Raw genomic sequence first — 24,690 nt, 5'->3', positions numbered from 1 at the left:
GCAGCTTTAGTGGAGGGTGAGCTTTTCGGTGCCGAGGCTGGCTTCGGCTTGTGGGTCGAACTCGGTTTCCGCGGTTGCGGTTTCTGGGTCCGTTTGTCCTGCGGAGCTGACGGGTTGTTGGATCTCGGCGGTTTGCGGTCTTTCACTGTGGTCCTGCTCGGGTTGCGGTTGCGGCGAATTGCCGAAATCGAAATTGACGATTTCTTCCAGCGTCGGTAATTCGCTCAATGAGGTTAAATTGAAATAATCCAGAAATTGCTTGGTGGTGCCGAACAAGGCCGGCCGGCCCGGTACTTCCTTATGGGCGATGACGCGAATCCATTCGCGCTCCAACAGGGTTTGAATGATGGAACTGCTGACGCTGACACCGCGAATATCCTCGATTTCACCGCGCGTCACCGGCTGGCGATAGGCGATGATAGCCAATGTTTCTAAAAGTGCCCGCGAATATCGCGCGGGTTTTTCCTCGAACAAGCGGGTGACATACGGCGACAAGCCTTCGCGCACCTGAAACCGATAGCCGCTGGCCAATTGCCGCAGGCCGATGGGGCGGTCAGCGTAGTCGCGGGCGATTTCATCCAGGGCCATTTGTACCGACAAGGTATCGGGTTGCTCCAATTCCGGAAAGGTTTCCTGAATCTGCCTGATCGTCATCGGCCGATTGGCGGCGAACAAAATGGCTTCCACGATGCGCTTGGTGTTCATGTCGCACTCTTTAATGATGTCGGGCTGTAGTCGGTGGCGTTCGACCACAATGGGTTCGTAGGTGCTGGCGCGAATAATCTCGGCCCAACGCTGCGGTAAACGGGTTGCGCGCCTAGACTCGCTAACGGCCGCAGCCTCCGGCACGGGTGCTTGCCAACTACTCCGCCAACCCGGCAACAAGCGCACCGCGTGCCTACGGGAAATTGGCAAAACCACGGGTTTACTTGGTTCTTGGCTTTGAACAACCACAACGCGCGGCTCGCTAGTCCAGATAGCCGGAAACCGAACGGCCCTCCGTTTGACCGGCACGAATATCGTAACCGGCTCGGGTTTGATGCGCGGCTTGCGGGGCGTTCTGGGTTTGGCTGTGGGAATAACATCATCAACGACGGTTTCGGCTAGCAGTGAGTCAGTCGCCGGCGCCGCTATCGAGGCGGATTCTGACCTGAATGCCGGCGTAGGGTTCGGATTGGAAGATGTCGATGATGCGTTCCTTGGAGAGTTCAAGGATGGCAAGAAACGCGACAACCACTCCGTTTTTTCCTTCACTTCGGGTAAAACACGCTGCGAAAGGGAGCTGATTTGCTCCGTTAAGTTTTTCCAAAATGGCTGCCATTCGTTCACGGACTGATAGGGGTTCTTTGGTTATTTGATGATGGGTAAGCCTCTCGGCGCGCTTCAGTATGTCCTGGAAGGCCAGCAGCAGTTCCTTGAGTTGCACATCCGGCAAAATTTGCTGTACATCCACGGTTGAAGTGTCGACGCCGAATTCAAAGGTATCGCGCTCGTTTCTGGGCAGCAGATCGATCTCTTCGGCCACTTTTTTGATCGCTTCGTATTCCTGCAATTTGCGAATCAAAAATGCTCTGGGGTCCTCTTCTTCCTCTTCGCTTTCCGGCTGCCTGGGCAGCAGCATCCGCGATTTGATCTCCGCCAGCAGCGCGGCCATCACCAGATATTCGGCGGCCAGCTCCAGACGCAAATTTTCCATCATATCGATGTAGGCGATATATTGCCGGGTGATCTGCGCGATGGGGATGTCGAGAATATCCAGATTCTGCCGACGAATCAAATACAACAGCAAATCCAGCGGCCCTTCGAACGCATCCAGAAACACTTCCAACGCATCCGGCGGGATGTAAAGGTCTTCCGGTAAATCCTGATAAGGCTGACCTTGCACCAGCGCCAGAGGCGGCAGCGCGGCTTCAACCGGTAATGCGACGTCGTTCAAAACTACATGCCCGCCAAACTAAAAAATAATTGTTGGGCGTAGTACATCGGATAAGCCAGCAAATATTGCAACACGTCGGTAGCGAGTAATATCAACAAAAAAATAAAACCAAACCGTTCCAAACGATTGTATTGCCAAGCCCAGTAATCCGATAGCACTCCAGACAAAATCCGGCTGCCGTCCAAGGGCGGTATCGGCAGAAGATTAATCAAAGCCAAAACCAAATTGATGCTGATGCCTGCTACGCCGCTGTATATCAGCGGAAAAGAGATGTATTCGATTTCCAACATCACGCCGATTCTAGACAGCAAAGCCCAGGCCGCCGCCATTAATAGATTGGACAGGGGGCCGGCTACCGCCACAATCGCCATGGCTTGGCGCGGTTTTTTAAACGCGCGGGGATCGACCGGCACCGGCTTGGCCCACCCGAACACAAAACCGGTAAAGGTCAGCAACAATAAACCGGGAATAATCAGGGTGCCCAGCACATCAATATGTTTGAGAGGATTCAGCGTTAAACGGCCTTGGTCGGCAGCGGTGTTGTCGCCTAACTTCTTGGCCACCCAGCCGTGCGCCACCTCGTGACCGGTGATCGCGAAAATCACCGGCAAAATCCACACCACGATCCTTTGTATCAGGGTTAATTCGTCCATCATGGCTTTTACTCCAACATCGGCGCAATACCGATACCTTGCCGAACAATGTCAATCGACTTGTCGCCGCAAGCAATGACGGTAGTGGGTTGATATTCGATCACGCCCACATCTATGACCAGGGCCAACTCTTTTTCCAGCCGCTTGCGGATTTCGTAAGGATCGGCCAAAGGCTCCTCATCGCCGGGCATCATCAACGTGGAGGTCAATAATGGTTCGCCAAGCTGCTCGACCAAGGCTTGAGCTACCGGATGGTCGGTGATTCTGACGCCTATGGTTTTCTTTTTGGGGTGCTGCAACCGGCGCGGCACTTCGCGTGTGGCATCCAGTAAAAACGTAAACGGACCGGGCGTCAGTTTTTTGATCAAGCGGTGGGCTTCATTGCCCATTTTGGTGAAGGTGGAAACCTGTGACAGGTCGGTACACAACAGTGTGAAGTTATGATTATCGTCCAGCCGGCGGAGGCTGCGAATTTGATCCATGGCTGCCTTATCGCCGATCTGGCAACCCAGCGCGTAGGATGCGTCAGTGGGATAGGCGATGACTCCGCCGTTGCGCAATATATTGACTGCTTGTTGAATCAAGCGCGGCTGCGGGTTCTTCGGGTGAATTTCGAAATATTGCGCCATGGGCTAAAACTATCGGCTTAGGTAAAGGGGCATTGTACCCCAGAAGGTATTTAAAAATGTGGCGCGGCCGTTTTAGCGGCCGCTGGGAACCGGAAACCGACTCATCTTTCCGATTGTTTTTTGGCGACTTTATCGCGAAGATAAACTGGCATGGCTTGCTCGACAGGCACCGCCAAACCGCAAGCAAAACCGTAAGCGCCCAATTGCGCGACACAGCCTGCGCGCGGCCAGACTTTCACCTCGACGCCCAGCACACGCTCAGCTAAACGCTGGCCCAACTGCTCCGCATAAACGCCCCAGCCTGAACCGACACCAAAGCCGGCCAGATCGGGAAAGATCACTTCTCCAGCAGGCGTAACAGCTTCCGCGCCGTTTAACTCCGTCAAACCTAATTCGTTACGTTGATACACGCCCCAAAAAATCTCGTCCATCCTGGCGTCCATTGCGGTAAAACTCAGCTGGGCATCGGACCGCCGGTTAAAAAAATCTTGGGCGATGGCCGCCAAAGTCGAAACCGGCACCACCGGCAAGTCGGCACCATAAGCAATGCCTTGCACCACGCCGCCGGCAATTCTGACACCGGTAAACGAACCGGGCCCGCGACTCAAACCGATAGCGTCCAGTTGTTGCGGCTTGAGCTGGGCATTGGCCATCAATTCGTCGATCATCGGTAAAATCAATTTGGTATGTTCGCGCGGGGCGACGGCAAATTTTTCGCTAATCTCGCCATCGATAAACAAGGCCGCCGAACAAGCGTCGGTGGAGGTTTCTACTGCCAATAATTTCAAATCTGTACCTCTGTCAACAAGATGCCGGAAACGCTAACGCTTATTCCGGCCTACGCAAAGTTCAATGTGATTCATCCAACGCAAAAAACCGCCGCACATCCTCGATCTCGCGGCTGCGCTTCATCGCCGGCACGCTATCCAGAAACATCTGGCCGTAGGAGCGCTTTAATAATCTGGGGTCGCAGACCATCAGCACGCCGCGGTCATTGACATCCCGAATCAAGCGGCCCACGCCCTGGCGCAACATGATGATGGCGCTGGGCAGTTGATGCTCAAAAAACGGGTTGCGGCCCTGCTTTTCCATTGCATTCATCCGCGCTTTCAACACCGGATCGCCGGGCGAAGCGAACGGCAGTTTGTCGATGATGACGCAAGATAAGGCGTCACCGCGCACGTCCACGCCTTCCCAAAAGCTAGCAGTGGCGAGCAATACCGCATTGCCCAGTTCCTTGAACTGATCCAGCAATACGCCCTTGGACTTGGTACCTTGTACCAGAATGGGATGGTCGAGCTTGCCTTCCAGCAATTGCGCGGCGCGTTGCAAGGCTCTATGACTGGTAAACAGGAAGAACGCCCTGCCCCGGCTGGCTTCCAGCACCGGCAAGGCGAACTCGACAATCTTGTCGGTAAAGTCCGGATCGCTGGGCTGCGGCAAACCTTTGGGGTGATAAAACAAGGCCTGATTCGGGTAATCGAACGGACTTTCCCAGCTTTGGCTGAGCGCGCCGCTCAACCCAAGATTCTTGGAAAAATGCACGAAGTTATTGGCCACACTCAAGGTCGCGGAAGTGAAAATCCAGGTGGCTTTATGCCGGGCCATGAAACCACGAAACTCCTTGGCAATATCCAGCGGCGTGCGGCTGAGCGTGAATGACTTACTGTAGGTTTCGTACCATTTGATCCACTGCCCGTCCTTGTCGTTGATCAGCGTTTCCAGTTGCGCGTCCAGCGCTTCGGCCCTATCGAAGCAGGATTCCAGGCCTTTGCTGCGCACCGAGGCGCGCTCCAATTGGTCGGTTAGCCGCGCCAATTGCTTTTGCAAGGATTCCAACGCGCCGGCGATTTTGGGGTTGGTTTCGATGTCTTGCCAGTCGCCGCGGCGTAGCTCCAGGCCAAACGCTAGGCGTAAATCCTTGACTTCGTGTTGCAGGTCCTCGCAGGCGGTGCGCAGGTCCGGCATGTCCTTGGCGTCGGTGAAATATTCCGCCAGACTGTCGTCGGCCAGGTCAACCAACTGCTTGCCGCTGATCGTCACCCCCAAAAAATTTGAAGCGGTATCGGCCAATTGATGCGCTTCGTCGATGATCACCACTTCGGCATCCGGCAGTAACTCGCCAAAGCCGGTCTCGCGGATCGACCAATCTGCGCAGAGCAAATGGTGATTGACCACCACGATCTCGGCTTCCTGGGCCTGTTTGCGGGCTTTGGTTAAAAAGCAATCGGCATAATCCGGGCAGTTCTGCCCCAGGCAATTGTCGGTGGTGGAGGTGGCGTGAAACCAGATCGGATCGCCGTCATGCACGTCAGCCACTTCCGAGACATCGCCGGCCTTGGTGCGTTTCGACCAAGCCTTGATCTGCGCCAACGCCGCCGCGTCTTCCTGGCTGTAACCGAACGCGGAATTCAAAGCCTGTTCCATCCGGTAGGTGCACAAATAATTAGCGCGGCCTTTTAACAAGCTGGCTTTGAACGGCCTTCTGCTCAAGGCTTTGCGGATCACCGGCAAATCCTTGTTGAACAATTGATCTTGTAGATTTTTGGTGCCGGTGGAAACGATGACTTTCTTGCCGGACAGGATCGCAGGAATCAGATAGGCAAAGGTTTTGCCGGTACCGGTGCCGGCCTCGGCAATCAGGTTTTGCTGGGACTCGATGGCGTAGGCGATTTTTTCGGCCATCTCGATCTGCGCGGCGCGCGGCGAATAACCGCTGATAACCTCGGCTAAGGCGCCGCCGTCGCCAAAAACATCGGCCAATTTGCTGGCGGCACCGGCAAGCGCCGTCTTGGAACTGTCAACCACTAGCGACCGAAAAAGCTGTCCGCCTTGGCTTTAGCTTCTCTTGCCCCTTGGGCATTTTGCTGCATTTGCCGGGCTTCGGCGATCAACAACCAGCTTTTGCGTTTCAAATCCAGATCACCACCAGCCAGCAAAGCGGCCTTGCCGGCCAATTCTTCGGCAAGTTGCGGTTTATTTTGCTTGATTCTGAGCTGCGCCAGCTTGTAAGTCAGCGTGGGGTTGCGTGAATCGATGCGTAGCGCCCGTTCCATCACGACCACTGCAGCATCCAGGTCGCCACTATTACGGCTACGGTCTGACTCGCTAATTAAAGCCACCACTGCCGGCGGCGTGCCGCTGGGGATGCGCGCGTCTTCTATGACAAACCTCGGTGCCGGCGCAGTTGCTGTAGCCACCGCCGCAGGAGCGGGTGCCGCTAGAGCCGGACTGGCTGGCACAGGCGGCGGAATATCGGCCGGCGGCATCAACGGCTCGGCGCGAAAGGTCGGCAGATTCGGTTCATCTTTAAAGTTATTGCTGACACTTTCGATAGGATAGGTGGCGGTATCGGGACTAGACACCGGTTTTTTAGCCGTAGTTGCGGGAGCTTTGTTTGCCGCTGATTTTTTAGCCGGGGCTTTTTTGGCCGGTACGCTGCCGGCCACCGGTGGTTCTGAGCCAGGATTACTACACGCCGTTAATATCAGTAACAGAGGGCACAAAATTAACAGAGATTTTTTTTTCATTTACGATTTGAGTAGCCAAGTAAAATTAAAACAGTTCGATTTCATCGTCGTCGCTTTGCCGATTTGCTTGTTGAAACAAGGCTAGCGCTTCATCGACGCTTTTGCCCTGATGGATAGCATCAAACATCACTTTTTCAGATTCCATAGTGTACTGGTTGCGAATGCTTTCCTGAAACTTATACCATTCGGCAGGATTATATAACCTCTGCGGCGTATCGATGATGACCGACAAGCCTTTTAGATTGTTGGACACGTGTTGCAAGCATTGCTGCAGGCGATCATAAAACTGGAACGCCACAATCGCCGAATAGATTTTATCCTGGGTCGCCTCGCAATGCGCCAGAGCCTGGTCGCGGCTCTCGCTCTGCTGAAAACTACTCAGTAACTGATGAATATTTTTCATATCTTCAACCATACCGGTAAACGAGTCGGCCAAGGCTGAGACCGACTCATCACCGGCTTTCATGCTTCCCTCAACCTGAGCAACCGAAACGGTCAACAGCTTGATGGTTTCCCTAATCTGGCTCCAACCCAAGTCTGGCTGGCTTGATGGTGAAAGTGTCATAAATAACTATCCTAAAAATACCGATACAAATAAAGTTGTCGCGACATATGCGCCCTATTGTAACCGACTATACAAAAGCAATGACGACGGCTTAAGTATAGAGAAACTGGAGATTAGTCGATTATTGGCGCCGGTATTTTTAAAAAACCCGGAATTGACGGTGAAATCGCACTACTCTTTTGCATAGGGTAGCAACGCTTATCGGGCGCAGGGCAAGCGATAGCTCGGTTGACGATAACTCTACACTTGGAGTAGAAATACCTTTAGCGCAGCACCGGGTTTGCGTTGAAACCGCTTTTCCACGCTTTTTACAAGGATAATATGAATATTCAATCCGCCGGCAAAAAATTGTTCGTGTTGGACACCAACGTACTGATGCACGACCCAACGTCCATTTTTCGCTTTCAAGAACACAATGTTTTCATTCCGATGGTGGTGCTGGAAGAATTGGATCACGCCAAAAAAGGCTTATCCGACGTATCGCGCAACGTCCGCCAAGTTAGCCGGTTTTTGGACGAATTAATCCGCGATGCTGATCAACAAACCATCAACGCCGGGCTACCGCTGTCGCGCATCGATTATGCTCGGAACGGCGAGCGAGAATTCGACGGCCGTTTGTATTTTCAAACCCGGCAATTGTCGCATCTACTCCCTGCCGACCTACCTGGACAGATTGCCGATAATTCTATCCTCAGTATCGTATTGGCCTTGGGTAAGGAATACCCGGATGTGAATGTAATCCTAGTCTCCAAAGACATCAATATGCGCATCAAAGCAGCCGCGCTACAGATTACTGCCGAGGATTACCATAACGATCAAACCATCGAAGATATAGACCTGCTCTACACTGGTACGATGCCGCTGGACAGCGACTTCTGGGAGGAACACGGCGGTAAGATGGAATCGTGGCAGGAAAACGACCACACATACTACCGCGTGAATGGTCCGCTGGTGGCCGAATGGTATCCCAACCAATATCTGTATATGGAAGGCGAAGATAACTTCGAAGCCATCGTGAAAAGCCGCGAAGGCGACACGGCGGTGTTGCAATTGGCCCGCGATTATCGGACCAAACACAATAGCATCTGGGGGATTTCCGCCAAAAACCGCGAGCAAAATTTTGCGTTGAATGCCCTGCTCGACCCAAACGTGGACTTCGTGACGTTAATAGGCTCTGCCGGCACCGGTAAAACCTTGCTGGCACTGGCAGCCGGCCTGTCTTTGACTCTGGAAAGCAAAGCCTATTTGGAAATTATCATGACACGGGAGACCATGCCGGTCGGCGAGGACATCGGCTTTTTACCGGGTACGGAAGAGGAAAAAATGGCGCCGTGGATGGGGGCATTGATGGACAACCTGGAGTTGCTGGGCAGCCGCTCGGGCACGACCGAATGGGAACAAGGCGCGTCGCAAAACGTCATGATGAACCGGGTAAAAATTCGTTCGCTGAACTTTATGCGCGGACGGACTTTTCTGAACCGCTACCTGATTATCGACGAGGCACAAAACCTGACGCCCAAACAGATGAAAACCTTGATTACCCGAGCGGGGCCTGGCACTAAGATCATCTGTATCGGCAATCTGGCACAAATCGATACGCCGTATCTAACGGCAACCAGCTCCGGTTTGACCTACGTGGTTGACCGTTTCAAATCTTGGCCGAATAGCGCCCACATTACTTTGCGGCGTGGCGAGCGTTCGCGCCTGGCGGATTTTGCATCCGATAATTTGTAAAGCCATCAAGCCGATGATTGACTAATCTCAGCCTTTGGCCACGCCATTAATACCGCTTTAACCAGCGTGGCCAAGGGTATCGCAAAAAATACCCCCCAAAAACCCCACAAGCCGCCAAAAAACAGGATGGCAACAATAATTGCAATAGGATGCAAATTCACGGCTTCAGAAAACAGCAGCGGCACCAATATGACACCATCCAGCGCCTGAATCACTGAATAGGCAATAAACACATACATAAAATGATCACTGCCGCCCACGCCCCACTGCACATAAGCCACCGCCAATACTGGAAAAGTGACTAATGTCGCGCCGACATAAGGAATCACCACAGATAAACCCATCAGTACCGCAAGCAACATCGCATAATTCAAACCCAACAACCAGAAGACTATGTAACTGACCGCCCACAGGATAAACACTTCGAGAAATTTGCCTCTAACGTAATTGGCTATTTGCCTATCGACTTCATGCCACACTCGCAGGCTAAGACTGGTATCCCTTGGCAGAAACTGTACAAACCAGCCCAATAAAACCTGTTTATCTTTCAGAAAGAAAAACACCATCAACGGCACCAAAAACAAGTAAATGATGACCGCCACCAATCCGACAAACGATTGGGCGGAGCCGGAGATCAAATCCTGACCATACTTGAGCAAGTCTTGCTGAATGGAGAACATGATTTCGCGAATCCGGACTTCCGAAATCAGTTCCGGATGGCGTTCAGGGAAGCGCATGATTTCGGCTTGGGTACTGGAAACAATCTCCGGTATGTGTTGCACCAGTTGCACGGTTTGCTCGGAGACTATCGGCACCAGCACGAACAACACAAAACCCAGCACAGCCATAAACGCAAAGAATACGAGATGTACCGAAATCAAACGACCGAGTTGACGCTGTTCGGCTTTAACCACCAGCCCTTCCAGTAGATACGCCAACACAATCGCCACAAAGACCGGCATCAGCAAATCCAGCAAGCCGTATATCAATAAAAAGCCGCCCAGCAAAACTATGGCTAGGGAAACAACTTGGGAATTGGGTAGAAATCGCTGGAAAAAATTTCTAATGAAATCGGAACTGGAAAATTCAGTCTGCTGGTTCATGAGGTGTTGGCGGCTACGCAAACCGTTGTCGGTTTGATCGCGCCATTAGGTTATATAAAAAAGCGGGATTGCTCAGGATAGTGTAAATAATTTATCAAAATTAGCGATTTCCAAAATTTTTTTAACTTCGGTACGCGAATTTTTAATCCGTATTGCCGACTTATCACCCGCCATCTTATCTCGCAGAACTAACAGCATGCCAAGGGCTGAGCTATCTAAGTATTCGGTGCCGATCAAATCCACTTCTATCAACTTCACGCCACTTTCAACCAGCTTGGTGGCTTCGCGAAACTCGTTATGCACGCCGAAATCGAACCGGCCGCTTATTTTAATCGACAGCACTCCCGCATCAACACGTGCATCAATACCCATATTCTTTAACCTCACAAATTTTCATGTCATCTCTTACCTTTAGCCTAAAACAGATCCACATCGCCTTCTTCCATGGAAGATTGCGACACAATGTGCGATTTTCTGACTTGCCACTGTTGCTTCATGATTTTCAAGCGATCCGAGCCTTGCCGTAATTGGTCACGCCAATCAGTGTCGCCACCGGTTTTAAATACCCCCAAACCTATACTGACCTCGTCAGATAGCGAACCGAAATGTTCTAAATTGAATTGTAAGTATTCAATCAATTGCCGGGCCATATCCTCAAATTGCAGACCTCTCACCGCATTACCCACATTGAACTCGATTTGATTGGTCAGTTGGGAAATTTCGCCGACATTGTTGGAGATATTGGCATTAATGATGGCGATATCATCCATCATCTTGTCGATACTGGCCTTGGAACTAATCGCCACATTCATGTCTTTGGAGGCCATTATTTCGATCATGGTTTGCGCTTCGCGGATATTATCCTTGGAGGCCTTCACCACGCGCTTAATTTCCTCGCTGAACTTATCGGAGTTTTTTGAAAGATTCCGCACTTCTCCCGCAACCACTGCAAAGCCTCGACCGGCTTCTCCCGCCCTGGCTGCTTCTATGGCGGCATTCAGAGCCAACAAATTGGTTTGATCGGCAATCTTCTGCACATCGCCCAATAGTTTCTCGACATGAGCCATATGGCCCCCAACATCATTGATGACCGCGACCATTTCCATGCTCTGCTTACTGATTTGCAGAATATGATCGATAAAAAACTGCAGGACATCATCGGTTTCCTGAGCAAAACTCGTGAAATTGATACTGCTACGCCCTTTGTCGGTACTTCCTTCCAGATCAGCTACCAACGAATATACTAAGGATGACTGCCCGGACGTCAAACTAGCCAAGCTATTGAAGCTGTTGGACATCGTAGTCACCGCATCGGCAAGCATGGATTTGAGCTGTTCCAATTCCGCGCGAAAATAGGAGGCTTCTTGGTCGATACAATCTTTCAAATGCAGTAAATAGTCATCAATCGCGCGCACCAATTCGGCTTCGCTTAGACCCTTGCTGTTTGTCAAGGCTGACACTTGCGCACGTTGCGCACGAAATGCTTTGACCATCCACAACATCGTTGCGATGGGGGCGGCTAGCCAATAAACCAGCGCGTTGGACGAAAGCAACGGCAATAACAAAACTACCAGCGTGAATAAAACCAGAAGCGCGTTATCTTTTAGGAACTGCAACATATTTTCAATCCACCAGGGCCAGGATTTTTTCCGCTATTTTCCCCAAGGATAACACATGATGCGCGGCTCCCAGTTTGTAGGCCTCGCCGGGCATGCCCCAAACGATACTGGATGCTTCATCCTGCACTATGTTGACGGCCCCGGCCTCGCGCATCTCAAGCATGGCTCTGGCACCATCCGCCCCCATGCCCGTCAACATAACCCCAACCGCATTGCTACCCACATTCTCGGCAACTGATCGAAACAGGACATCCACGGAAGGCTTGTGTCTGTTGACAGGTGGACCATCATCAAGGCGGCACGCATAACGAGCACCATCTCTCACAACCATTAAATGTTGATCACCTGGCGCTATATAGATATTTCCGGGCAATATCAGCTGCCCATTGCTAGCCACGCAAGCAGTCATCTCAGTGGCCTCGTTAACATGTTTGGCAAACGAAGCGCTGAAGGCGAGCGGTAAATGTTGGGTAATGACAATCGCCGGCGCCGTCCTGGGCAGGCTTTTTACCAGTTCCTTGACCGCTTCGGTGCCGCCCGTTGAAGAACCCAACGCCACAATTTTATGAGTCGTTTTGAAATGCTTTTTCATCGTACTGGCTGCATTTTCATTCACTGAATTAAGAGCTGGGACATTAACCCTATTGGTTTCCAAAGCTTTGACTTTTGCTTGAGCGGCCATCCTGATTTTACCGATAATCTCATCCGCATAGGCTCGTAAGCCATGGGAGACATCGATTTTTGGTTTTGCCACGAAATCAACCGCACCGAGCGCTAACGCATCAAGGGTCACTTCGGCGCCTTTTTCGGTCAACGTTGAAATCATGACCACCGGCATCGGTCGTAAACGCATCAAATTGCGTAAAAAAGTAAGCCCGTCCATACGCGGCATTTCTACGTCAAGTGTCAATACATCCGGATTTAATGCCTTAATTTTCTCCCGGGCAATAATCGGATCGCTTGCCGTGCCGACTACTTCAATATCGCCTGCCTCATTAAAAATTTGCGTCAACATTTGGCGAATTAATGCCGAGTCGTCAACAATCAATAGCTTAATTTTTGTCATCCTGGTTTCCTAAAATAGCTCTACGCTACCTTCAACCGGTGCGTCCTTGATACTGGAACTATATTGCTTCTCGCGCAGGAAGATAGTTTGGTTGTGTAAATCTTTAATTTTTTTCATTCTGACCCGTCCGGTATGCGGAAAGAAATTCACCTTACGCGGATAAATATCGCCCAAATCATGAGAAACCAGATTCAACGCTTCAGTGTCCACATAGTCCAAGACGAATTGAATGTTTCTGGCCCCCACATCACCCAGGGTAGCAATGATTTTGCCCCCGCCGAACAGCTTAACTTCCAGGTTTTTACGCTTACCGCCATTTTGCAAAATAGCGTTGATCAAATGTTCCATCGCGTAATTGCCATAGCGAGAGGCATTGCCAACGACAGCTTCGTCTCTGGCATTCAAGCGATTTTTACTGGTCTCCGGCAACATGAAATGATTCATACCCCCCACGCCGGTCACCACATCCCTGATACAGGCTGCCACGCAAGAACCCAGCACAGTCGTAATCATTTCATCCTGTTTGGTGACGTAGTAATCACCGGGCATTAATTTTGCCGCCACTATTTGATTTTCTTGATCCCAATATCGATTGACGTTTTCGAAGCCGGCGATAAGCGGTCTATCCACATGTCGCACATGACTCACTTAATTGACTTCCTGTAGATGGTGTTACCTATCAAACTGAATCCGGTATCGAGCTGATGCAAGGATTCTGAATGTCCAATGAATAAATATGAACCCTCTTCCAATAAGCCGCAGTAACGATTCGCTAACATCGCCTTGGTTTCCCGATCAAAATAGATCAAAACATTTCGGCAAAAAATAAAATCAAAATACCCTTTCAAGGGCCACTCCTGCATCAAATTCAATTGTTTAAACTCTATCAATTCTTTCAATTCCGGTTTAACTCGCACCTTGTTCGCTTGTCCACCCACACCTTTTTGAAACCAGCGCTTAAGGCGTTGCTCGGCTATTCCTGTCACGCGGTCAGCCATGTAAATACCGGCTGCGGCGGTGGCCAAAACATTCGTATCAAGATCGGTAGCCAGAATATTTATAGTCCAATCAGCCGGAACGCTTTCCTTCAAGGTCATCGCCAAAGAATAAGGCTCCTCACCTGTTGAGCAACCTGCAGACCAAACTTTAATCTGTTTAGTCCCGGCATGTTTTTTAAGCAAGCCCGGTACAACTGTCTTGCTTAAATATTCAAAGTGGTGATTTTCGCGAAAAAAAGAAGTGAGGTTAGTGGTGACAGCATTAATAAATTCAGTAAACTCAGTATCCGGGTTGTTTTTCAAATAATGACAATACTGTTTGAAGCTGGTGAAGCCCAGCATGCGGACCCGTTTCGACAACCTCGAATAAAACATATCGAATTTATCGTCCGGCACCAAGATTCCGGAATATTGGTTGGATATTTTCCTTAGAACGTCAAAATCTGCTTGGGTATATTCAAACTCGCGCGCTTTTTCTTTCATTTTGTATATTCGGGTAGTACCCCATCAAAAAAAGCCGGATGCAGCCTGATCAACTTCCAACATTTCGGCAATCCCCAACAACTCCGAGGCTTCAATAAACTTATCGGAAGGAAAATCGATAGAAACGGATTTCTGCAAGCCAATTGCAGTCTGCTTTAAAATCAATAACAGTTGCAGAGTTGCGGTATCTATCATCGTCACGCCGGAAGCGTCGATATCGATAGCCTCAAAATTGCTGAGCATCTGCGTTAAGCGCTGGTGGAGAGCCGCGACATTTTGAATATTCAGTACCGGATCCAATACCAAAACCGCTCGCTCACTTTGAGAGGCGTATGGCTCAGAGGCGTCGGCCGGCACTTGATCCAAGTCTGTCTCAAGGTTTGACCCTGTTTCTGTCGAGCTCGCAAGTTCTGTCGAACTGTCCGCTTCCGCTTCACTAACTTGGGCTTTTTGTGAGTCGTGATTGAAATCTGATCGATGCATCCAGGCCAGAGGGTCGTAACCGATCAAACTATCTTCATTTTGTTCCGCCATTACATCATCCTCCCTTCTAAAAAGTCTTCGGCAAGTGCCATAAAATCTCGTGCGGAACGGCAGCCCGGGCGATATTCAAAAATGGTTTTACCAAAACTAGGGCACTCTGCGAGTAAAGCCGTTTCCCGAATGGTGGTCGCCAAAATTTGCCCAGGGAAGTATTTTTGTATGACACTCAATACCTCCTTTGACATGCGTCTGGCCGGAATATACCTGGACATGACCAGGGAAAATTTGTAGGGCCTTTTCAAAGCACTTTCAAATTTCCTGATGGTTCCCACCAAATGCGACAAGCCTTGCAATGCCAAATAATCACTGGTCATCGGCACCAATATTTCATCGGCGGCAAACAAGGCATTGGCCACCAATACCCCGGAAGAAGGGGGACAATCGATAAAGATAAAATCTTCATCGCGATTGCCGTCAAGCAAAGCTCTGCGAAGCAGATCGCCACGTCTGGCTCCACCATCCGTCAATTGCTCAATTTCCTGCAATCTTGGACCGGCAACCACCAAATTCAGATTCTTTCTAACCGGAATTGATTGCTCCGCGAGACTCGCCCCTTCCAACAAAACCTTATCAATCCCACTTGTTTGCGTATCTACGGAACCTAGCGAAACGGCCAAATGACTCTGCGGATCAAAGTCTATCACTGTAATTTTCTTACCGAGTTTAGCTAGAGCGTGGGTCAAATTGACCGAAGTGGTGGTTTTTCCTACCCCGCCTTTCTGGTTAAGGACCGCTACAATCCTCGCGCTCATTTACCCTCGGCAATAGCAGCAAGCCCGGCAATACCGACAAACTCTTCCGGATTTAAAAGCTTATCGACATCCAATAACATCACCATATTTTTCTTGCCGACGAACATGCCGCGCATATATTGAGTATTGATTTTCGACCCCAAATTCGGCGCTTCTTTTATATCGGACAGCTTAATATCCAACACGTCGGATACGGCATCAGCGACGATGCCCATCACCGAAGTACCGGAAGCAGTATTGACACTCATCACAATAACGACCGTCACCGGGGTATATTCCACTTTTTGCATCTGAAAACGTTCGCGCAGATCGACAATCGGCACTATGGAACCGCGCAAATTTAACGCACCTTTTACAAAATCAGGGGTATTGGGAATTTTTCTAATGGGCTCCCAGCCTCTAATTTCTTGGACTTTCAAAATTTCGATGCCATATGCCTCGCCTTCCAACTCGAAAGTCAGAAATTGCTCAACGTGCTGATTGGATTCTAAATCGGCTGTCATGGCGGCTATTCCCTATCTAATGGTTTGGTCAATCAAGCAACTCCGCTAAAAATCCTGCCACTCGTCGTCGGCTTGTGAGGTTTGCTTAAAACTACTCGGCTGACGAACCGCTGGCGATGATGCCATTCTATTGGCCTCTGCACGAACAACACTGGCACTATCGACTTGATGAACAACTTTTTGCTGCCCGGATTTTTTTTCTGTTTTGAAAAACGCCAACATCTCGACCATATTCGTCGACAAGTCGCTCATTGAAACACTGGCGGCAGATGCTTCTTCGGCTAAGGCCGCGTTTTGTTGGGTGATTTCGTCCATTTGCGCAACAGCCTGATTCACCTGCCCTATACCCGCAGACTGCTCAATACTTGCATCGGCAATCTGGGCGACGATATCCCCCACCTTCTGCACACCTGCCACAATTTCGTTCAGCGCTTTACCGGTTTCGTTCACAAACTCGGTGCCTGCTCTGACTTTTTGCACACTGGTTTGAATCAGCTCTTTACTCTCCCTGGCTGCCGTGGCACTGCGTTGCGCCAGATTTCTCACCTCTGTGGCAACAACGGAAAAGCCTCTACCTTGCTCGCCTGCTCTGGCTGCTTCCACTGAGGCATTCAAAGCCAACAAATTGGTTTGGAAGGCAATTTCATCAATCACGCTGATGATGTCAGCGATTTTATTACTGCTCTCGTTGATTTCCTGCATGGCGGAAACCGCCGCCTTGACGACATTCCCACCTTTTTCAGCCAATTCTCTGGCGTTATTGGCCACTGCGTTAGCTTGCTGAGCGTTATCGGCATTATTTTTTACAGTACTGGTCAACTCCTCCATGCTGGCGGCAGTTTGCTGCAAATTCGCAGCCTGTTGCTCGGCGCGTTGCGATAGATTGTTATTACCGCTGGCAATCTCTTGGGACGAGTTGTTAATAAAATGAGCAGACTCGCTAACCTGACCGAAAATTTCGTTCAGCTTATCGATGGTGGTATTGATATCGTTCTTGCAGTTTAAATAAACCCCTTGGTAATCACTGGTGATTCGATTGGTCAAATCTCCAGAAGCCATACTTTGCATGGTACTACCAACATCTCTGAATACATTTTCGATCACATCGGTCAGTTCGTTGATGCCTTCGCTGAGCGTTTCAAAAAAGCCTTGTTTGTCGGCCATCTCAATCCGGCTGGACAACTCACCCACTTTGACAGCTTCCACAATGCTGGCAATTTCCTGCTCGATTTTTACTTCATGCGTTCTATCCAACCACTCGACCACGATGCCGATACGCTCGTTTTCGTCGTTCTTAACCGGGTTGGCAACGATATTCATGTGTCTGCCGCCAATCACCAACGCAGAACTAAATGTGCTGGATAGGTTTGCCAACAGGCCTCGTTGGTGAGCTGGTTTTTTATGGAATTGATCGATGTTGGCGCCCATCAGTTTGCTGGCATTGAAGTCAGGCAACTGCTTGCGAATATCCGCTTCCGCATTTTGGAACATATCGGCTACTGTCTTATTCATGTAGATGATGTCTAAATCGTTGTTAGCCACCATGACACAGGACTGCACATTGTCGAGCGCCTGTTTGATGCGCATCGCTTCCGACGCTACCTGTTTGGAATAAGCCAAATCGGAATTCAATTTAACTTGCATGCCGTATAAGGCCCGATAGAAATCGCCGATCTCATCACCACGGTCCAAATCTATAGTATTCCGGAATTGTTCATCCGCCATCCGATAAGAAATACGTATCGAATTCTCTAAAGCCTTTACAACACTGCGAATCACCGAATATCCCAATATTGAGGCAAATCCGGCCAAGCCCAAAAACAGGAACATCTCCGGGTATTTTTGTTCGATATAGTGATCGTAAATGGAATTGATCGTCGGCAACAAAAAGATCAGGTAGATAATCCCCACTTTTTTCCACAAGCCCAGTTCCAGTAATTTCTTGATGAGCGCATTAATCCCCGTCGGCCGTATTGTGGCTTTATTGGCATTTAGTTTTTCATACAAAGATTCGGCTTGTTGGATTTGTTCCCGGGATGGCGCGTAACGAACCGACAGGTATTCCTGCACTTTGCCATTCTTGAACACCGGCGTTACGTTTGCTTCCACCCAATAGTAATCTCCGGTCTTGGTCCTGTTTTTGACGGGTGCGGTCCACGGGCGCCCAGCCTTCAAACAATTCCATAAATCTTCAAATGCCGCCGGCGGCATGTCAGGATGACGAACCATATTATGATTCGCCCCCACAAGTTCATCCTTGCTAAAGCCGCTAATTTCGATAAAAGCGTCGTTTGCATAGGTAATAATGCCTTTTAAATTGGTGCGCGTGACCAAAATGGTGCCTGGCTTCATTAAGACTTCGCGATCAGTCACAGGGTGATTGAGTTTCATTGCATATCCTCCATTACAACCCAGCCATAAACAGCTCTTTTTTTAACTTTCATCTTCACCATCCAGGCCATCAAGTTTTAATAATTTATCTACATCCAACAGCATCACCATTCGGCCATTTACTGAAACCAGGCCATTGATAAATTCAGTACTGACTTTTGCACCAAAATTCGGCGCGCTTTGGATACTTTTTTTATTGACATCGACAACGTCTGAAACTGAATCCACCACGACCCCGATGATCCTGGTTTTATCGGCCATGTGTGCTTGCAAGACCACAACGACCGTCAAAGGCGAATAATCACTGTGTCCCAGTTGAAATCGCTCGCGTAAATCAATGATAGGCACTATCGCACCGCGCAGATTGACCACACCTTTTTCATAAGCCGGCACATTAGGAATTCGCGATACCGGCTCCCAACTGCGAATCTCCTGAACTCGCAGAATATCTACCCCATATTCTTCCTGGCCCAAGGTAAAGCTTAAAAACTGCAAACTAGTATCCAAGCGCTTTGCATCTTGCTGGTCAGTGTTGCTGAGTTCGATTATTTCCGACATGACACGCTTTAGGTTAGGTTTATTGATTGGCTAAACGCACGAGACCGGGGATATCAAGAATCAGTGCCACCGAACCATCGCCCAGAATAGTTGCGCCGGATACCCCGTCAATCCGTCGATAATTCGCCTCGAGCGACTTGATGACCACTTGCTGCTGGCCAAGCAGATCATCCACGAACAATCCGCAACGCAACCCTTGCCCTTCGACAACCACAATTAAACCTTCGGTTAGCTTGGTGGTTTTCGCGGTGGGTACGTTAAAAATTTGATGCATTCTGATAATCGGCAGATATTGGCCGCGTAACAGGAAAGTTTCGCCTTTGCCCGCTACTCGATTGAGCCTGTCTTCCTTGACATGGAGTGACTCGATAATAGAACCCAAGGGTAATATGTAGGTTTCGTCGCCAACCGCAATCGACTGACCATCCAGGATAGCCAGAGTCAGCGGGAGATGAATGGAAATGGTGGACCCTTTGCCTAACTCGGAAAGGATTTCTATGTTGCCGCCCAAAGCCTGGATATTACGTCGCACCACATCCATCCCCACGCCGCGACCGGAAATATCGGTAAGCTTTTCGGCCGTAGAAAACCCCGGCATAAAAATCAGCTCGTATGTTTGCTTATCGCTTAAGATCGCATCGGGATCGATCAAACCTTTTTCAATGGCTTTGGCCCTTAATTTATCTTTGTCGAGGCCTTTACCATCGTCAGTCACTTCAATCACGATGTTCCCGCCGCGATGATAAGCTTCAAGGGTAACCGTACCCGTCTCGGGTTTGCCGGCCGCGAGCCTGACATCGGGCATTTCAATGCCATGATCCAAGCTGTTTCTGACTAAGTGGACCAAGGGATCACTGAGCAGTTCGACGACTGTCTTATCCACTTCGGTGTGTTCACCCACCAATTTAAGTTCGATTTTTTTACCTAGTTTGCTGCTGATATCATGCGCCAGCCGTGGGAAACGGCTAAACACGAAACTGATAGGCAGCATGCGAATGTTCATCACACTTTCCTGCAGTTCGCGGGTATGCCGCTCTAGCTGAGAAAGTCCGTTTTTCAATTGATCAAGTTTATTCAGTTCGAAATGTTCGCCTAATAAGCTGAGCATGGATTGCGTAATGACCAACTCCCCTACCATGTTAATCAAGGTATCGATTTTGCTGGTATCCACGCGAATGGAACTTGAACCTTTCGGTGCGGCTTTTGCTTCCTCTTTTTTGCCGTTTTTACGCTCCAGCGTATTCGACTCAGATTCTCCGGTACTTGCAAACTCAGGGCTGATGTCTCTATGAACGCTGTTTGTAACGGGCGTTATAGCGATGTCTACTGAGACCTGGGCTTGCGCAGAACCTGTGGACGTTTTGTAGATCGGTTGTTTAGCCAAATCGCAATCGTCCTCGACCCAATCGAAAATCTCGTCAATTTCCGCCTCCGGAATATCGCCCGAAACACGCAATTTCCAGGACAAATGACACTCTTCCGGATCCAAATCGTCAAGATCGGGTACACCTTGTAAATCAACGGTTGTCGTCAATTGGCCCAGGGCTGCCAACTCCCTGAACATCCGTACCGGTTCGTTACCGGTCTTCAACAAATGTAAATGCGGGCTGAAGGCTATCACCCAGCCGGCGATTTGTTCAGCTTCTTCAGCCGGCAAATCCGCAGCACTTTTTGACGCCGATGTGTCCGGAGCGTGTCTCCCTGCAGGGGAACTGGGCACTGTATTATTTAGCTCGTTATCCAATGCTAATTTATGCCCAGCGACATCAGACTGATCCACTTCACTGCCGTTTTGTATCGATTGCAGCATATCTCTCAGACAATCGACTGACCCCAACAATACATCAACCGCCGGTTGCGTGATCTTTCTGCGGCCGTCGCGCATTTCATCAAGCAAGGTCTCCATGACATGGGTAAAGTCGGAAACCGCGGTAAAACCGAAAGTTCCGCTACCGCCTTTGATCGAATGCGCGGCGCGGAAAATGGTGTTGATGTCTTCGACGTTAACATCCCCCAAATCAAGGTTGAGCAATCCCGATTCCATCGCGTCAAGTCCTTCGAAACTCTCTTCGAAAAAAACCTGATGAAATTGCGCCATATCGATTGACATAGAATTACCCGGTGCTGATGTCTCTGAAGAGGCGGACGCTTAACCCATCACTTTTTTGATCGTTTTCAAGAGTTGGTCGGGATTGAATGGCTTCACTATCCAGCCCGTTGCACCGGCATCTTTGCCCTGCTGCTTTTTATCCGCTCCCGCTTCAGTGGTCAGCATCAACATCGGCGTAAACTTGTAGTTTGGTAAAGCGCGTAAGTCTCTAATCAACTCAATTCCGTCCTTGTTTGGCATATTGACATCGGTAACGACGCAGTCAAAAGCTTGCGCTTTCGCTTTATTCAAGGCATCCGCTCCATCAACCGCTTCTACCACGTTATAGCCAGCGCCTTTTAAGGTAAACGCCACCATCTGCCTCATTGATGCGGAATCGTCTACAGCAAGAATTGTTGCCACAATTTTCTCCTCAAAATTTATCGAACATAATTTAAAACTGTTAAATCAGCACAAACTGCGATTGCCAGTTCAGCTGATTAGCATTTTACATTGCTCAGATTGTAGCTAAGCTCAGCTAAGATTGTAGTTAGAGAAAGCTGATCTTGCCGAAAAACACTCATTTTAAAAATCTAAGACGCTTCGTTGCAGGGACCGCCATTTTGGCGAAAATCTGTAAACACTCACATTGCGATTGTGGTTTAACTCGCATAACTTTGTTGAATCCTGTGCTATCTTCAAACTCGATTTTGACGAGCCAACGCTTCCCTATTCCCAGAGTAGAAATGCACTTTTCATAGGCCGGAGCGGCAAATAACAGCAACAGAGTTCGAGTTCATTTGCGCCCAACTACCTGAGTCACAATCCAATAAATCATGCAAAAATTATTCACCGAAACATCTAAAGGATTCACGCTGGTTGAGCTGATGGTGACCATCGCTATCGCAGGCGTTCTGGTGGGTATTGCAATTCCAAGCTTCACTTCGATTATCAGCAACAACCGCTTAACCACATCAGCCAACGAATTAGTCACAGCATTGAATTTAGCGCGAAGCGAAGCGGTAAAACGTGGCGTATCGGTGACTGTGCGCAAAGTTGACGACAAATCATCGACTAATAAGAACAAGACCGCCTGGGCTTCAGCGAATTGGGAGCAAGGCTGGGATGTTTTCACGGATGCAAATGACAATGGCGAGTTCGACACAGGCGACGATGTGCTTCTCAAAACTTATGGAGCACTAAGCGCCTCTTATACCTTGCGAGGCAATAGTTTTTCAGACTTCATTAATTTTAGTTCTTCTGGACAAAGTAATGGTGGAGGTAGCTTTGTAATCTGCAACAACAGCGACGGCAATAACGTCCCCGAAGCAAACACCTCTAGGCTGATAATCGTTAGCCCTATCGGTCGATTGCGCATGGGCCTCGATGCAAACAACGATGGCATACCAAACAAGGACACGGTCGCAAGCACCGCCTCGAATATCACCTCCTGCTTACCCCCATTTTAGTTACCGATGAAAACAACCAACGGTTTCACATTAATAGAAGTCTTGATCGCCGTGGTGATACTTGCCCTGGGCTTGCTGGGTTTGGCGGGCTTGCAATCCACAAGCCTGCGGAACAATCAAAGTGCATATTTTCGCTCACAGGCTACTTTGCTTGCTTACGATATAGCCGACCGAGTACGAGCAAACGCAGTGGGTAACTACGATAACCAAGCAGAAACGAATAACGATTGCTTAGCAAACACTTGCACACCGGCACAAATGGCTGGTTACGATTTAAAACAATGGAACGACCAACTAAGAAGTCAATTACCTAGCGGCGAAGGTGTTGTTTGTAAGGACAAAACCCCGGGGGACGGAAATTCAAAATCCGCACACAACTGCGACGGGATCGGCGATGCGTATGCGGTAAAAATTTGGTGGGATGACGACCACGATGGGGCGGCGACGCAACGGTTTGTAATGAGTTTCCAGCCATGAAAAAAAATCAGACCTATTTCCTGCAAACAGGCATGACTCTCATAGAAATTATGATTGCGCTGCTTCTGGGCGCATTCCTATTAGGTGGGGTAATCAAGATTTTCGTTAACGCGAAGCAGACTTACGGGATGCAGGAAGGCTTATCCCGTTTACAAGAAAACAGCCGTTATGCGTTGGAAATACTCAGCAAAGACTTACGCTTAAGCGGTTTTCAAGGCTGTATATCCATAACCGATTTAACACCCACCAATACTGCCACAACCGCAATTACCTCGCCCGTTGTTGCGCCAGCTATATCGTCGCCAACACCAGCCACTATCATAGTCGGCTACAACGGCAGTGAGGCATCGCCGGTAACGACCACTTGGTCCCCAGCCTTGCCAAGCGCCTTGTCAGGTTTAGCTACGCCGATTACCCCTGGCACCGATGTGATAACAGTAGTTTTCGGTGAAAGTTGCGGCGGTTATTTATCAGCAGATATGGCAAGCGCAAGCTCGGATATACAAATTTCCAGTGCCAATACTTGCGGCATAGTTGATGGTGATCCGGTTTTAATATCCAGCTGTAGCAACGCCGACCTTTTCCGGGCCACCACAGGCACTACCTCGACACTGATTAAGCACAATGCGGTCTCTTTGCCCGCGACTTGTGCTTCCCCACCGTGCTACAAAACCAGCTCGGAAGTCTTTGCTTACCGCGCATACAGCTATTTCATCCGTCCAGGCGCAAGCGGAGAACCGGCTCTTTGGCGATACGACAATACCAAGGCTGCAAGTAGCAGCAGCAATCCAGTTGAAATACTCGATGGCATCGAAAACCTGCAAATTCTCTACGGAGAAGATACTGATGCCGACGGGGTCGCCAACCAATATAAAACCGCCGCTAACGTCACCGATATCACCCATGTCGCCAGCGTGCGTATCTCAATCCTGGCGCGCACCAGCGAGAATCTGGCCTCGCAAACCCTCACTTACGATTACAACGGCAGTACTGGCATTAACCCAGGTGACCGGCGAATTCGCCGCGTGTTCAACGCGACGCTTGCAGTACGTAATCGGCTGCAATAGGTGGCACCATGAATAAGTCGAAAATAAATCAAACTGGCGCAGTGCTAGTCGTCGCCTTAATCATGCTGATGCTTCTGACGATCATTGGCGTGACCGGCACCAATGTCACTAGCCTGGAAGAAAAAATGGCCGGCAATATGCGTGACCGTAATCTTGCCTTTCAAGCGGCGGAGTCCGCCTTGCAAGCGGGGGAAACTTGGCTAAATACCCATGCCTACACCTGCAGTAAAGCTGCCGGCAGATTCAAACCGCGCGATAAAGATTGCAATAGCGCAACGGCGGAAACGTTGGAAGTTTGGGACAGCATAAGTTGGGACGACAATGATTCGGTGCTTTATACGGGCGTTTTGTCAAACCTCAGCGCTAATCCTCGTTACATAATCGAAGACTTAGGCTGCTTGCCCGCACCTGCAGCATGTCCCGGAAAACATAACTATCGAATTACCGCCAGAGCAACCGGCGGCACAGCGGACACTATCGTCATGCTCCAGTCTATTTACCAAATTTAGTGAGTCGTACTGACTA

General features: G+C 49.6%; 26 protein-coding genes. 5 read left to right on the top strand and 21 right to left on the bottom strand.

The features are described from left to right. Positions 1-6: 6 nt before the first annotated feature. From scpB to ACWAU0_RS23725, 8 genes are all read right to left on the bottom strand, one after another. The gene (gene scpB / locus ACWAU0_RS23760; protein ID WP_523070851.1) at positions 7-921 is read right to left on the bottom strand and encodes an SMC-Scp complex subunit ScpB; all 915 of its coding nucleotides are present in this window, start codon (positions 919-921) and stop codon (positions 7-9) included. A 193-nt stretch (positions 922-1,114) separates the two neighbouring features. Next, a complete protein-coding gene (locus tag ACWAU0_RS23755; protein ID WP_033157441.1) occupies positions 1,115-1,936 on the bottom strand; it encodes a segregation and condensation protein A in 822 nt (273 codons plus the stop codon). A 2-nt stretch (positions 1,937-1,938) separates the two neighbouring features. Further along, a complete protein-coding gene (locus ACWAU0_RS23750; RefSeq protein ID WP_033157440.1) occupies positions 1,939-2,592 on the bottom strand; it encodes a site-2 protease family protein in 654 nt (217 codons plus the stop codon). A gap of 5 nt (positions 2,593-2,597) precedes the next feature. Continuing rightward, positions 2,598-3,218 carry an L-threonylcarbamoyladenylate synthase gene (locus tag ACWAU0_RS23745; protein WP_101051618.1) on the bottom strand — a complete coding sequence of 207 codons (621 nt, stop codon included), beginning with the start codon at positions 3,216-3,218 and terminating at the stop codon, positions 2,598-2,600. Positions 3,219-3,319: 101 nt separating this feature from the next. After that, the gene (tsaB, locus tag ACWAU0_RS23740; protein WP_458139390.1) at positions 3,320-4,006 is read right to left on the bottom strand and encodes a tRNA (adenosine(37)-N6)-threonylcarbamoyltransferase complex dimerization subunit type 1 TsaB; all 687 of its coding nucleotides are present in this window, start codon (positions 4,004-4,006) and stop codon (positions 3,320-3,322) included. A 61-nt stretch (positions 4,007-4,067) separates the two neighbouring features. After that, positions 4,068-6,026, bottom strand: a complete 1,959-nt coding sequence (yoaA, locus tag ACWAU0_RS23735; protein ID WP_503428549.1) for a DNA repair helicase YoaA — start codon at positions 6,024-6,026, stop codon at positions 4,068-4,070. After that, the gene (locus ACWAU0_RS23730; RefSeq protein ID WP_458139389.1) at positions 6,026-6,748 is read right to left on the bottom strand and encodes a tetratricopeptide repeat protein; all 723 of its coding nucleotides are present in this window, start codon (positions 6,746-6,748) and stop codon (positions 6,026-6,028) included. Before ACWAU0_RS23730 ends, yoaA begins: the two co-directional genes overlap by 1 nt. A gap of 25 nt (positions 6,749-6,773) precedes the next feature. Continuing rightward, positions 6,774-7,313, bottom strand: a complete 540-nt coding sequence (locus ACWAU0_RS23725; protein ID WP_171694768.1) for a hypothetical protein — start codon at positions 7,311-7,313, stop codon at positions 6,774-6,776. A gap of 321 nt (positions 7,314-7,634) precedes the next feature. Here ACWAU0_RS23725 and ACWAU0_RS23720 point away from each other — a divergent pair, with 321 nt between their 5' ends. Continuing rightward, positions 7,635-9,047 carry a PhoH family protein gene (locus ACWAU0_RS23720; RefSeq protein ID WP_033157479.1) on the top strand — a complete coding sequence of 471 codons (1,413 nt, stop codon included), beginning with the start codon at positions 7,635-7,637 and terminating at the stop codon, positions 9,045-9,047. 5 nt (positions 9,048-9,052) lie between these two features. On the opposite strand, the gene ACWAU0_RS23715 is transcribed toward ACWAU0_RS23720, so the two are convergent. The 13 genes from ACWAU0_RS23715 to ACWAU0_RS23655 all read right to left on the bottom strand — a co-directional run bounded on the left by ACWAU0_RS23715 (position 9,053) and on the right by ACWAU0_RS23655 (position 21,575). Further along, on the bottom strand, positions 9,053-10,150 hold the full coding sequence (locus ACWAU0_RS23715) for an AI-2E family transporter (protein ID WP_415878681.1): 1,098 nt from the start codon (positions 10,148-10,150) through the stop codon (positions 9,053-9,055). A gap of 72 nt (positions 10,151-10,222) precedes the next feature. Beyond that, positions 10,223-10,522 carry an STAS domain-containing protein gene (locus ACWAU0_RS23710; protein WP_033157434.1) on the bottom strand — a complete coding sequence of 100 codons (300 nt, stop codon included), beginning with the start codon at positions 10,520-10,522 and terminating at the stop codon, positions 10,223-10,225. 44 nt (positions 10,523-10,566) lie between these two features. Beyond that, on the bottom strand, positions 10,567-11,769 hold the full coding sequence (locus ACWAU0_RS23705; protein WP_458139388.1) for a methyl-accepting chemotaxis protein: 1,203 nt from the start codon (positions 11,767-11,769) through the stop codon (positions 10,567-10,569). A 4-nt stretch (positions 11,770-11,773) separates the two neighbouring features. Then, positions 11,774-12,835, bottom strand: a complete 1,062-nt coding sequence (locus tag ACWAU0_RS23700; RefSeq protein WP_458139387.1) for a protein-glutamate methylesterase/protein-glutamine glutaminase — start codon at positions 12,833-12,835, stop codon at positions 11,774-11,776. A gap of 9 nt (positions 12,836-12,844) precedes the next feature. Beyond that, the gene (gene cheD, locus ACWAU0_RS23695) at positions 12,845-13,483 is read right to left on the bottom strand and encodes a chemoreceptor glutamine deamidase CheD (RefSeq protein ID WP_458139386.1); all 639 of its coding nucleotides are present in this window, start codon (positions 13,481-13,483) and stop codon (positions 12,845-12,847) included. Next, on the bottom strand, positions 13,480-14,316 hold the full coding sequence (locus ACWAU0_RS23690; RefSeq protein ID WP_171694765.1) for a CheR family methyltransferase: 837 nt from the start codon (positions 14,314-14,316) through the stop codon (positions 13,480-13,482). Before ACWAU0_RS23690 ends, cheD begins: the two co-directional genes overlap by 4 nt. 24 nt (positions 14,317-14,340) lie before the next feature. After that, a complete protein-coding gene (locus ACWAU0_RS23685) occupies positions 14,341-14,850 on the bottom strand; it encodes an STAS domain-containing protein (RefSeq protein WP_458139385.1) in 510 nt (169 codons plus the stop codon). Continuing rightward, positions 14,850-15,611 carry a ParA family protein gene (locus tag ACWAU0_RS23680; protein WP_033157429.1) on the bottom strand — a complete coding sequence of 254 codons (762 nt, stop codon included), beginning with the start codon at positions 15,609-15,611 and terminating at the stop codon, positions 14,850-14,852. Before ACWAU0_RS23680 ends, ACWAU0_RS23685 begins: the two co-directional genes overlap by 1 nt. After that, the gene (locus tag ACWAU0_RS23675) at positions 15,608-16,114 is read right to left on the bottom strand and encodes a chemotaxis protein CheW (protein ID WP_033157428.1); all 507 of its coding nucleotides are present in this window, start codon (positions 16,112-16,114) and stop codon (positions 15,608-15,610) included. The genes ACWAU0_RS23680 and ACWAU0_RS23675 overlap by 4 nt, the downstream gene beginning before the upstream one ends. Before the next feature lie 45 nt (positions 16,115-16,159). Then, on the bottom strand, positions 16,160-18,505 hold the full coding sequence (locus tag ACWAU0_RS23670; protein ID WP_458139384.1) for a methyl-accepting chemotaxis protein: 2,346 nt from the start codon (positions 18,503-18,505) through the stop codon (positions 16,160-16,162). Positions 18,506-18,547: 42 nt separating this feature from the next. Further along, positions 18,548-19,063, bottom strand: coding sequence for a chemotaxis protein CheW (locus ACWAU0_RS23665; protein ID WP_051670100.1), 516 nt, complete (start codon positions 19,061-19,063; stop codon positions 18,548-18,550). A gap of 19 nt (positions 19,064-19,082) precedes the next feature. Then, on the bottom strand, positions 19,083-21,173 hold the full coding sequence (locus tag ACWAU0_RS23660; RefSeq protein ID WP_205453861.1) for a chemotaxis protein CheA: 2,091 nt from the start codon (positions 21,171-21,173) through the stop codon (positions 19,083-19,085). A 39-nt stretch (positions 21,174-21,212) separates the two neighbouring features. Then, complete coding sequence (locus ACWAU0_RS23655) at positions 21,213-21,575, bottom strand: response regulator (protein ID WP_033157425.1); 363 nt, start codon at positions 21,573-21,575, stop codon at positions 21,213-21,215. A 413-nt stretch (positions 21,576-21,988) separates the two neighbouring features. Between ACWAU0_RS23655 and ACWAU0_RS23650 the strand changes: the two genes are divergently transcribed. From ACWAU0_RS23650 to ACWAU0_RS23635, 4 genes are read left to right on the top strand one after another with little or no spacing between them, the layout of a single operon-like run. After that, on the top strand, positions 21,989-22,621 hold the full coding sequence (locus ACWAU0_RS23650; RefSeq protein ID WP_171694761.1) for a GspH/FimT family pseudopilin: 633 nt from the start codon (positions 21,989-21,991) through the stop codon (positions 22,619-22,621). A gap of 6 nt (positions 22,622-22,627) precedes the next feature. Next, positions 22,628-23,098 (top strand): type IV pilus modification protein PilV, encoded by a 471-nt coding sequence (pilV, locus tag ACWAU0_RS23645; protein ID WP_101051604.1) that lies wholly within the window; start codon positions 22,628-22,630, stop codon positions 23,096-23,098. Next, positions 23,095-24,165 carry a PilW family protein gene (locus ACWAU0_RS23640; protein WP_205453860.1) on the top strand — a complete coding sequence of 357 codons (1,071 nt, stop codon included), beginning with the start codon at positions 23,095-23,097 and terminating at the stop codon, positions 24,163-24,165. The genes pilV and ACWAU0_RS23640 overlap by 4 nt, the downstream gene beginning before the upstream one ends. An 8-nt stretch (positions 24,166-24,173) precedes the next feature. Continuing rightward, positions 24,174-24,674, top strand: a complete 501-nt coding sequence (locus ACWAU0_RS23635) for a pilus assembly PilX family protein (RefSeq protein WP_205453859.1) — start codon at positions 24,174-24,176, stop codon at positions 24,672-24,674. Positions 24,675-24,690 lie beyond the last annotated feature (16 nt).

The sequence above is a fragment of the Methylomonas sp. Uni0009 genome, from assembly GCF_054188105.3.
Note: the sequence above shows the minus strand (reverse complement) of the source record. Positions and strands in the feature narration are given on the sequence as shown.

Coding starts and splice junctions, on each gene's coding strand:
- ACWAU0_RS23750 (WP_033157440.1), bottom strand. CDS start 2,592: ATGATGGACGAATTAACCCTGATACAAAGGATCGTGGTGTGGATTTTG.
- ACWAU0_RS23745 (WP_101051618.1), bottom strand. CDS start 3,218: ATGGCGCAATATTTCGAAATTCACCCGAAGAACCCGCAGCCGCGCTTG.
- ACWAU0_RS23730 (WP_458139389.1), bottom strand. CDS start 6,748: ATGAAAAAAAAATCTCTGTTAATTTTGTGCCCTCTGTTACTGATATTA.
- ACWAU0_RS23725 (WP_171694768.1), bottom strand. CDS start 7,313: ATGACACTTTCACCATCAAGCCAGCCAGACTTGGGTTGGAGCCAGATT.
- ACWAU0_RS23720 (WP_033157479.1), top strand. CDS start 7,635: ATGAATATTCAATCCGCCGGCAAAAAATTGTTCGTGTTGGACACCAAC.
- ACWAU0_RS23715 (WP_415878681.1), bottom strand. CDS start 10,150: ATGAACCAGCAGACTGAATTTTCCAGTTCCGATTTCATTAGAAATTTT.
- ACWAU0_RS23710 (WP_033157434.1), bottom strand. CDS start 10,522: ATGGGTATTGATGCACGTGTTGATGCGGGAGTGCTGTCGATTAAAATA.
- ACWAU0_RS23705 (WP_458139388.1), bottom strand. CDS start 11,769: ATGTTGCAGTTCCTAAAAGATAACGCGCTTCTGGTTTTATTCACGCTG.
- ACWAU0_RS23700 (WP_458139387.1), bottom strand. CDS start 12,835: ATGACAAAAATTAAGCTATTGATTGTTGACGACTCGGCATTAATTCGC.
- ACWAU0_RS23690 (WP_171694765.1), bottom strand. CDS start 14,316: ATGAAAGAAAAAGCGCGCGAGTTTGAATATACCCAAGCAGATTTTGAC.
- ACWAU0_RS23685 (WP_458139385.1), bottom strand. CDS start 14,850: ATGGCGGAACAAAATGAAGATAGTTTGATCGGTTACGACCCTCTGGCC.
- ACWAU0_RS23680 (WP_033157429.1), bottom strand. CDS start 15,611: ATGAGCGCGAGGATTGTAGCGGTCCTTAACCAGAAAGGCGGGGTAGGA.
- ACWAU0_RS23675 (WP_033157428.1), bottom strand. CDS start 16,114: ATGACAGCCGATTTAGAATCCAATCAGCACGTTGAGCAATTTCTGACT.
- ACWAU0_RS23670 (WP_458139384.1), bottom strand. CDS start 18,505: ATGAAACTCAATCACCCTGTGACTGATCGCGAAGTCTTAATGAAGCCA.
- ACWAU0_RS23665 (WP_051670100.1), bottom strand. CDS start 19,063: ATGTCGGAAATAATCGAACTCAGCAACACTGACCAGCAAGATGCAAAG.
- ACWAU0_RS23660 (WP_205453861.1), bottom strand. CDS start 21,173: ATGTCAATCGATATGGCGCAATTTCATCAGGTTTTTTTCGAAGAGAGT.
- ACWAU0_RS23650 (WP_171694761.1), top strand. CDS start 21,989: ATGCAAAAATTATTCACCGAAACATCTAAAGGATTCACGCTGGTTGAG.
- pilV (WP_101051604.1), top strand. CDS start 22,628: ATGAAAACAACCAACGGTTTCACATTAATAGAAGTCTTGATCGCCGTG.
- ACWAU0_RS23640 (WP_205453860.1), top strand. CDS start 23,095: ATGAAAAAAAATCAGACCTATTTCCTGCAAACAGGCATGACTCTCATA.
- ACWAU0_RS23635 (WP_205453859.1), top strand. CDS start 24,174: ATGAATAAGTCGAAAATAAATCAAACTGGCGCAGTGCTAGTCGTCGCC.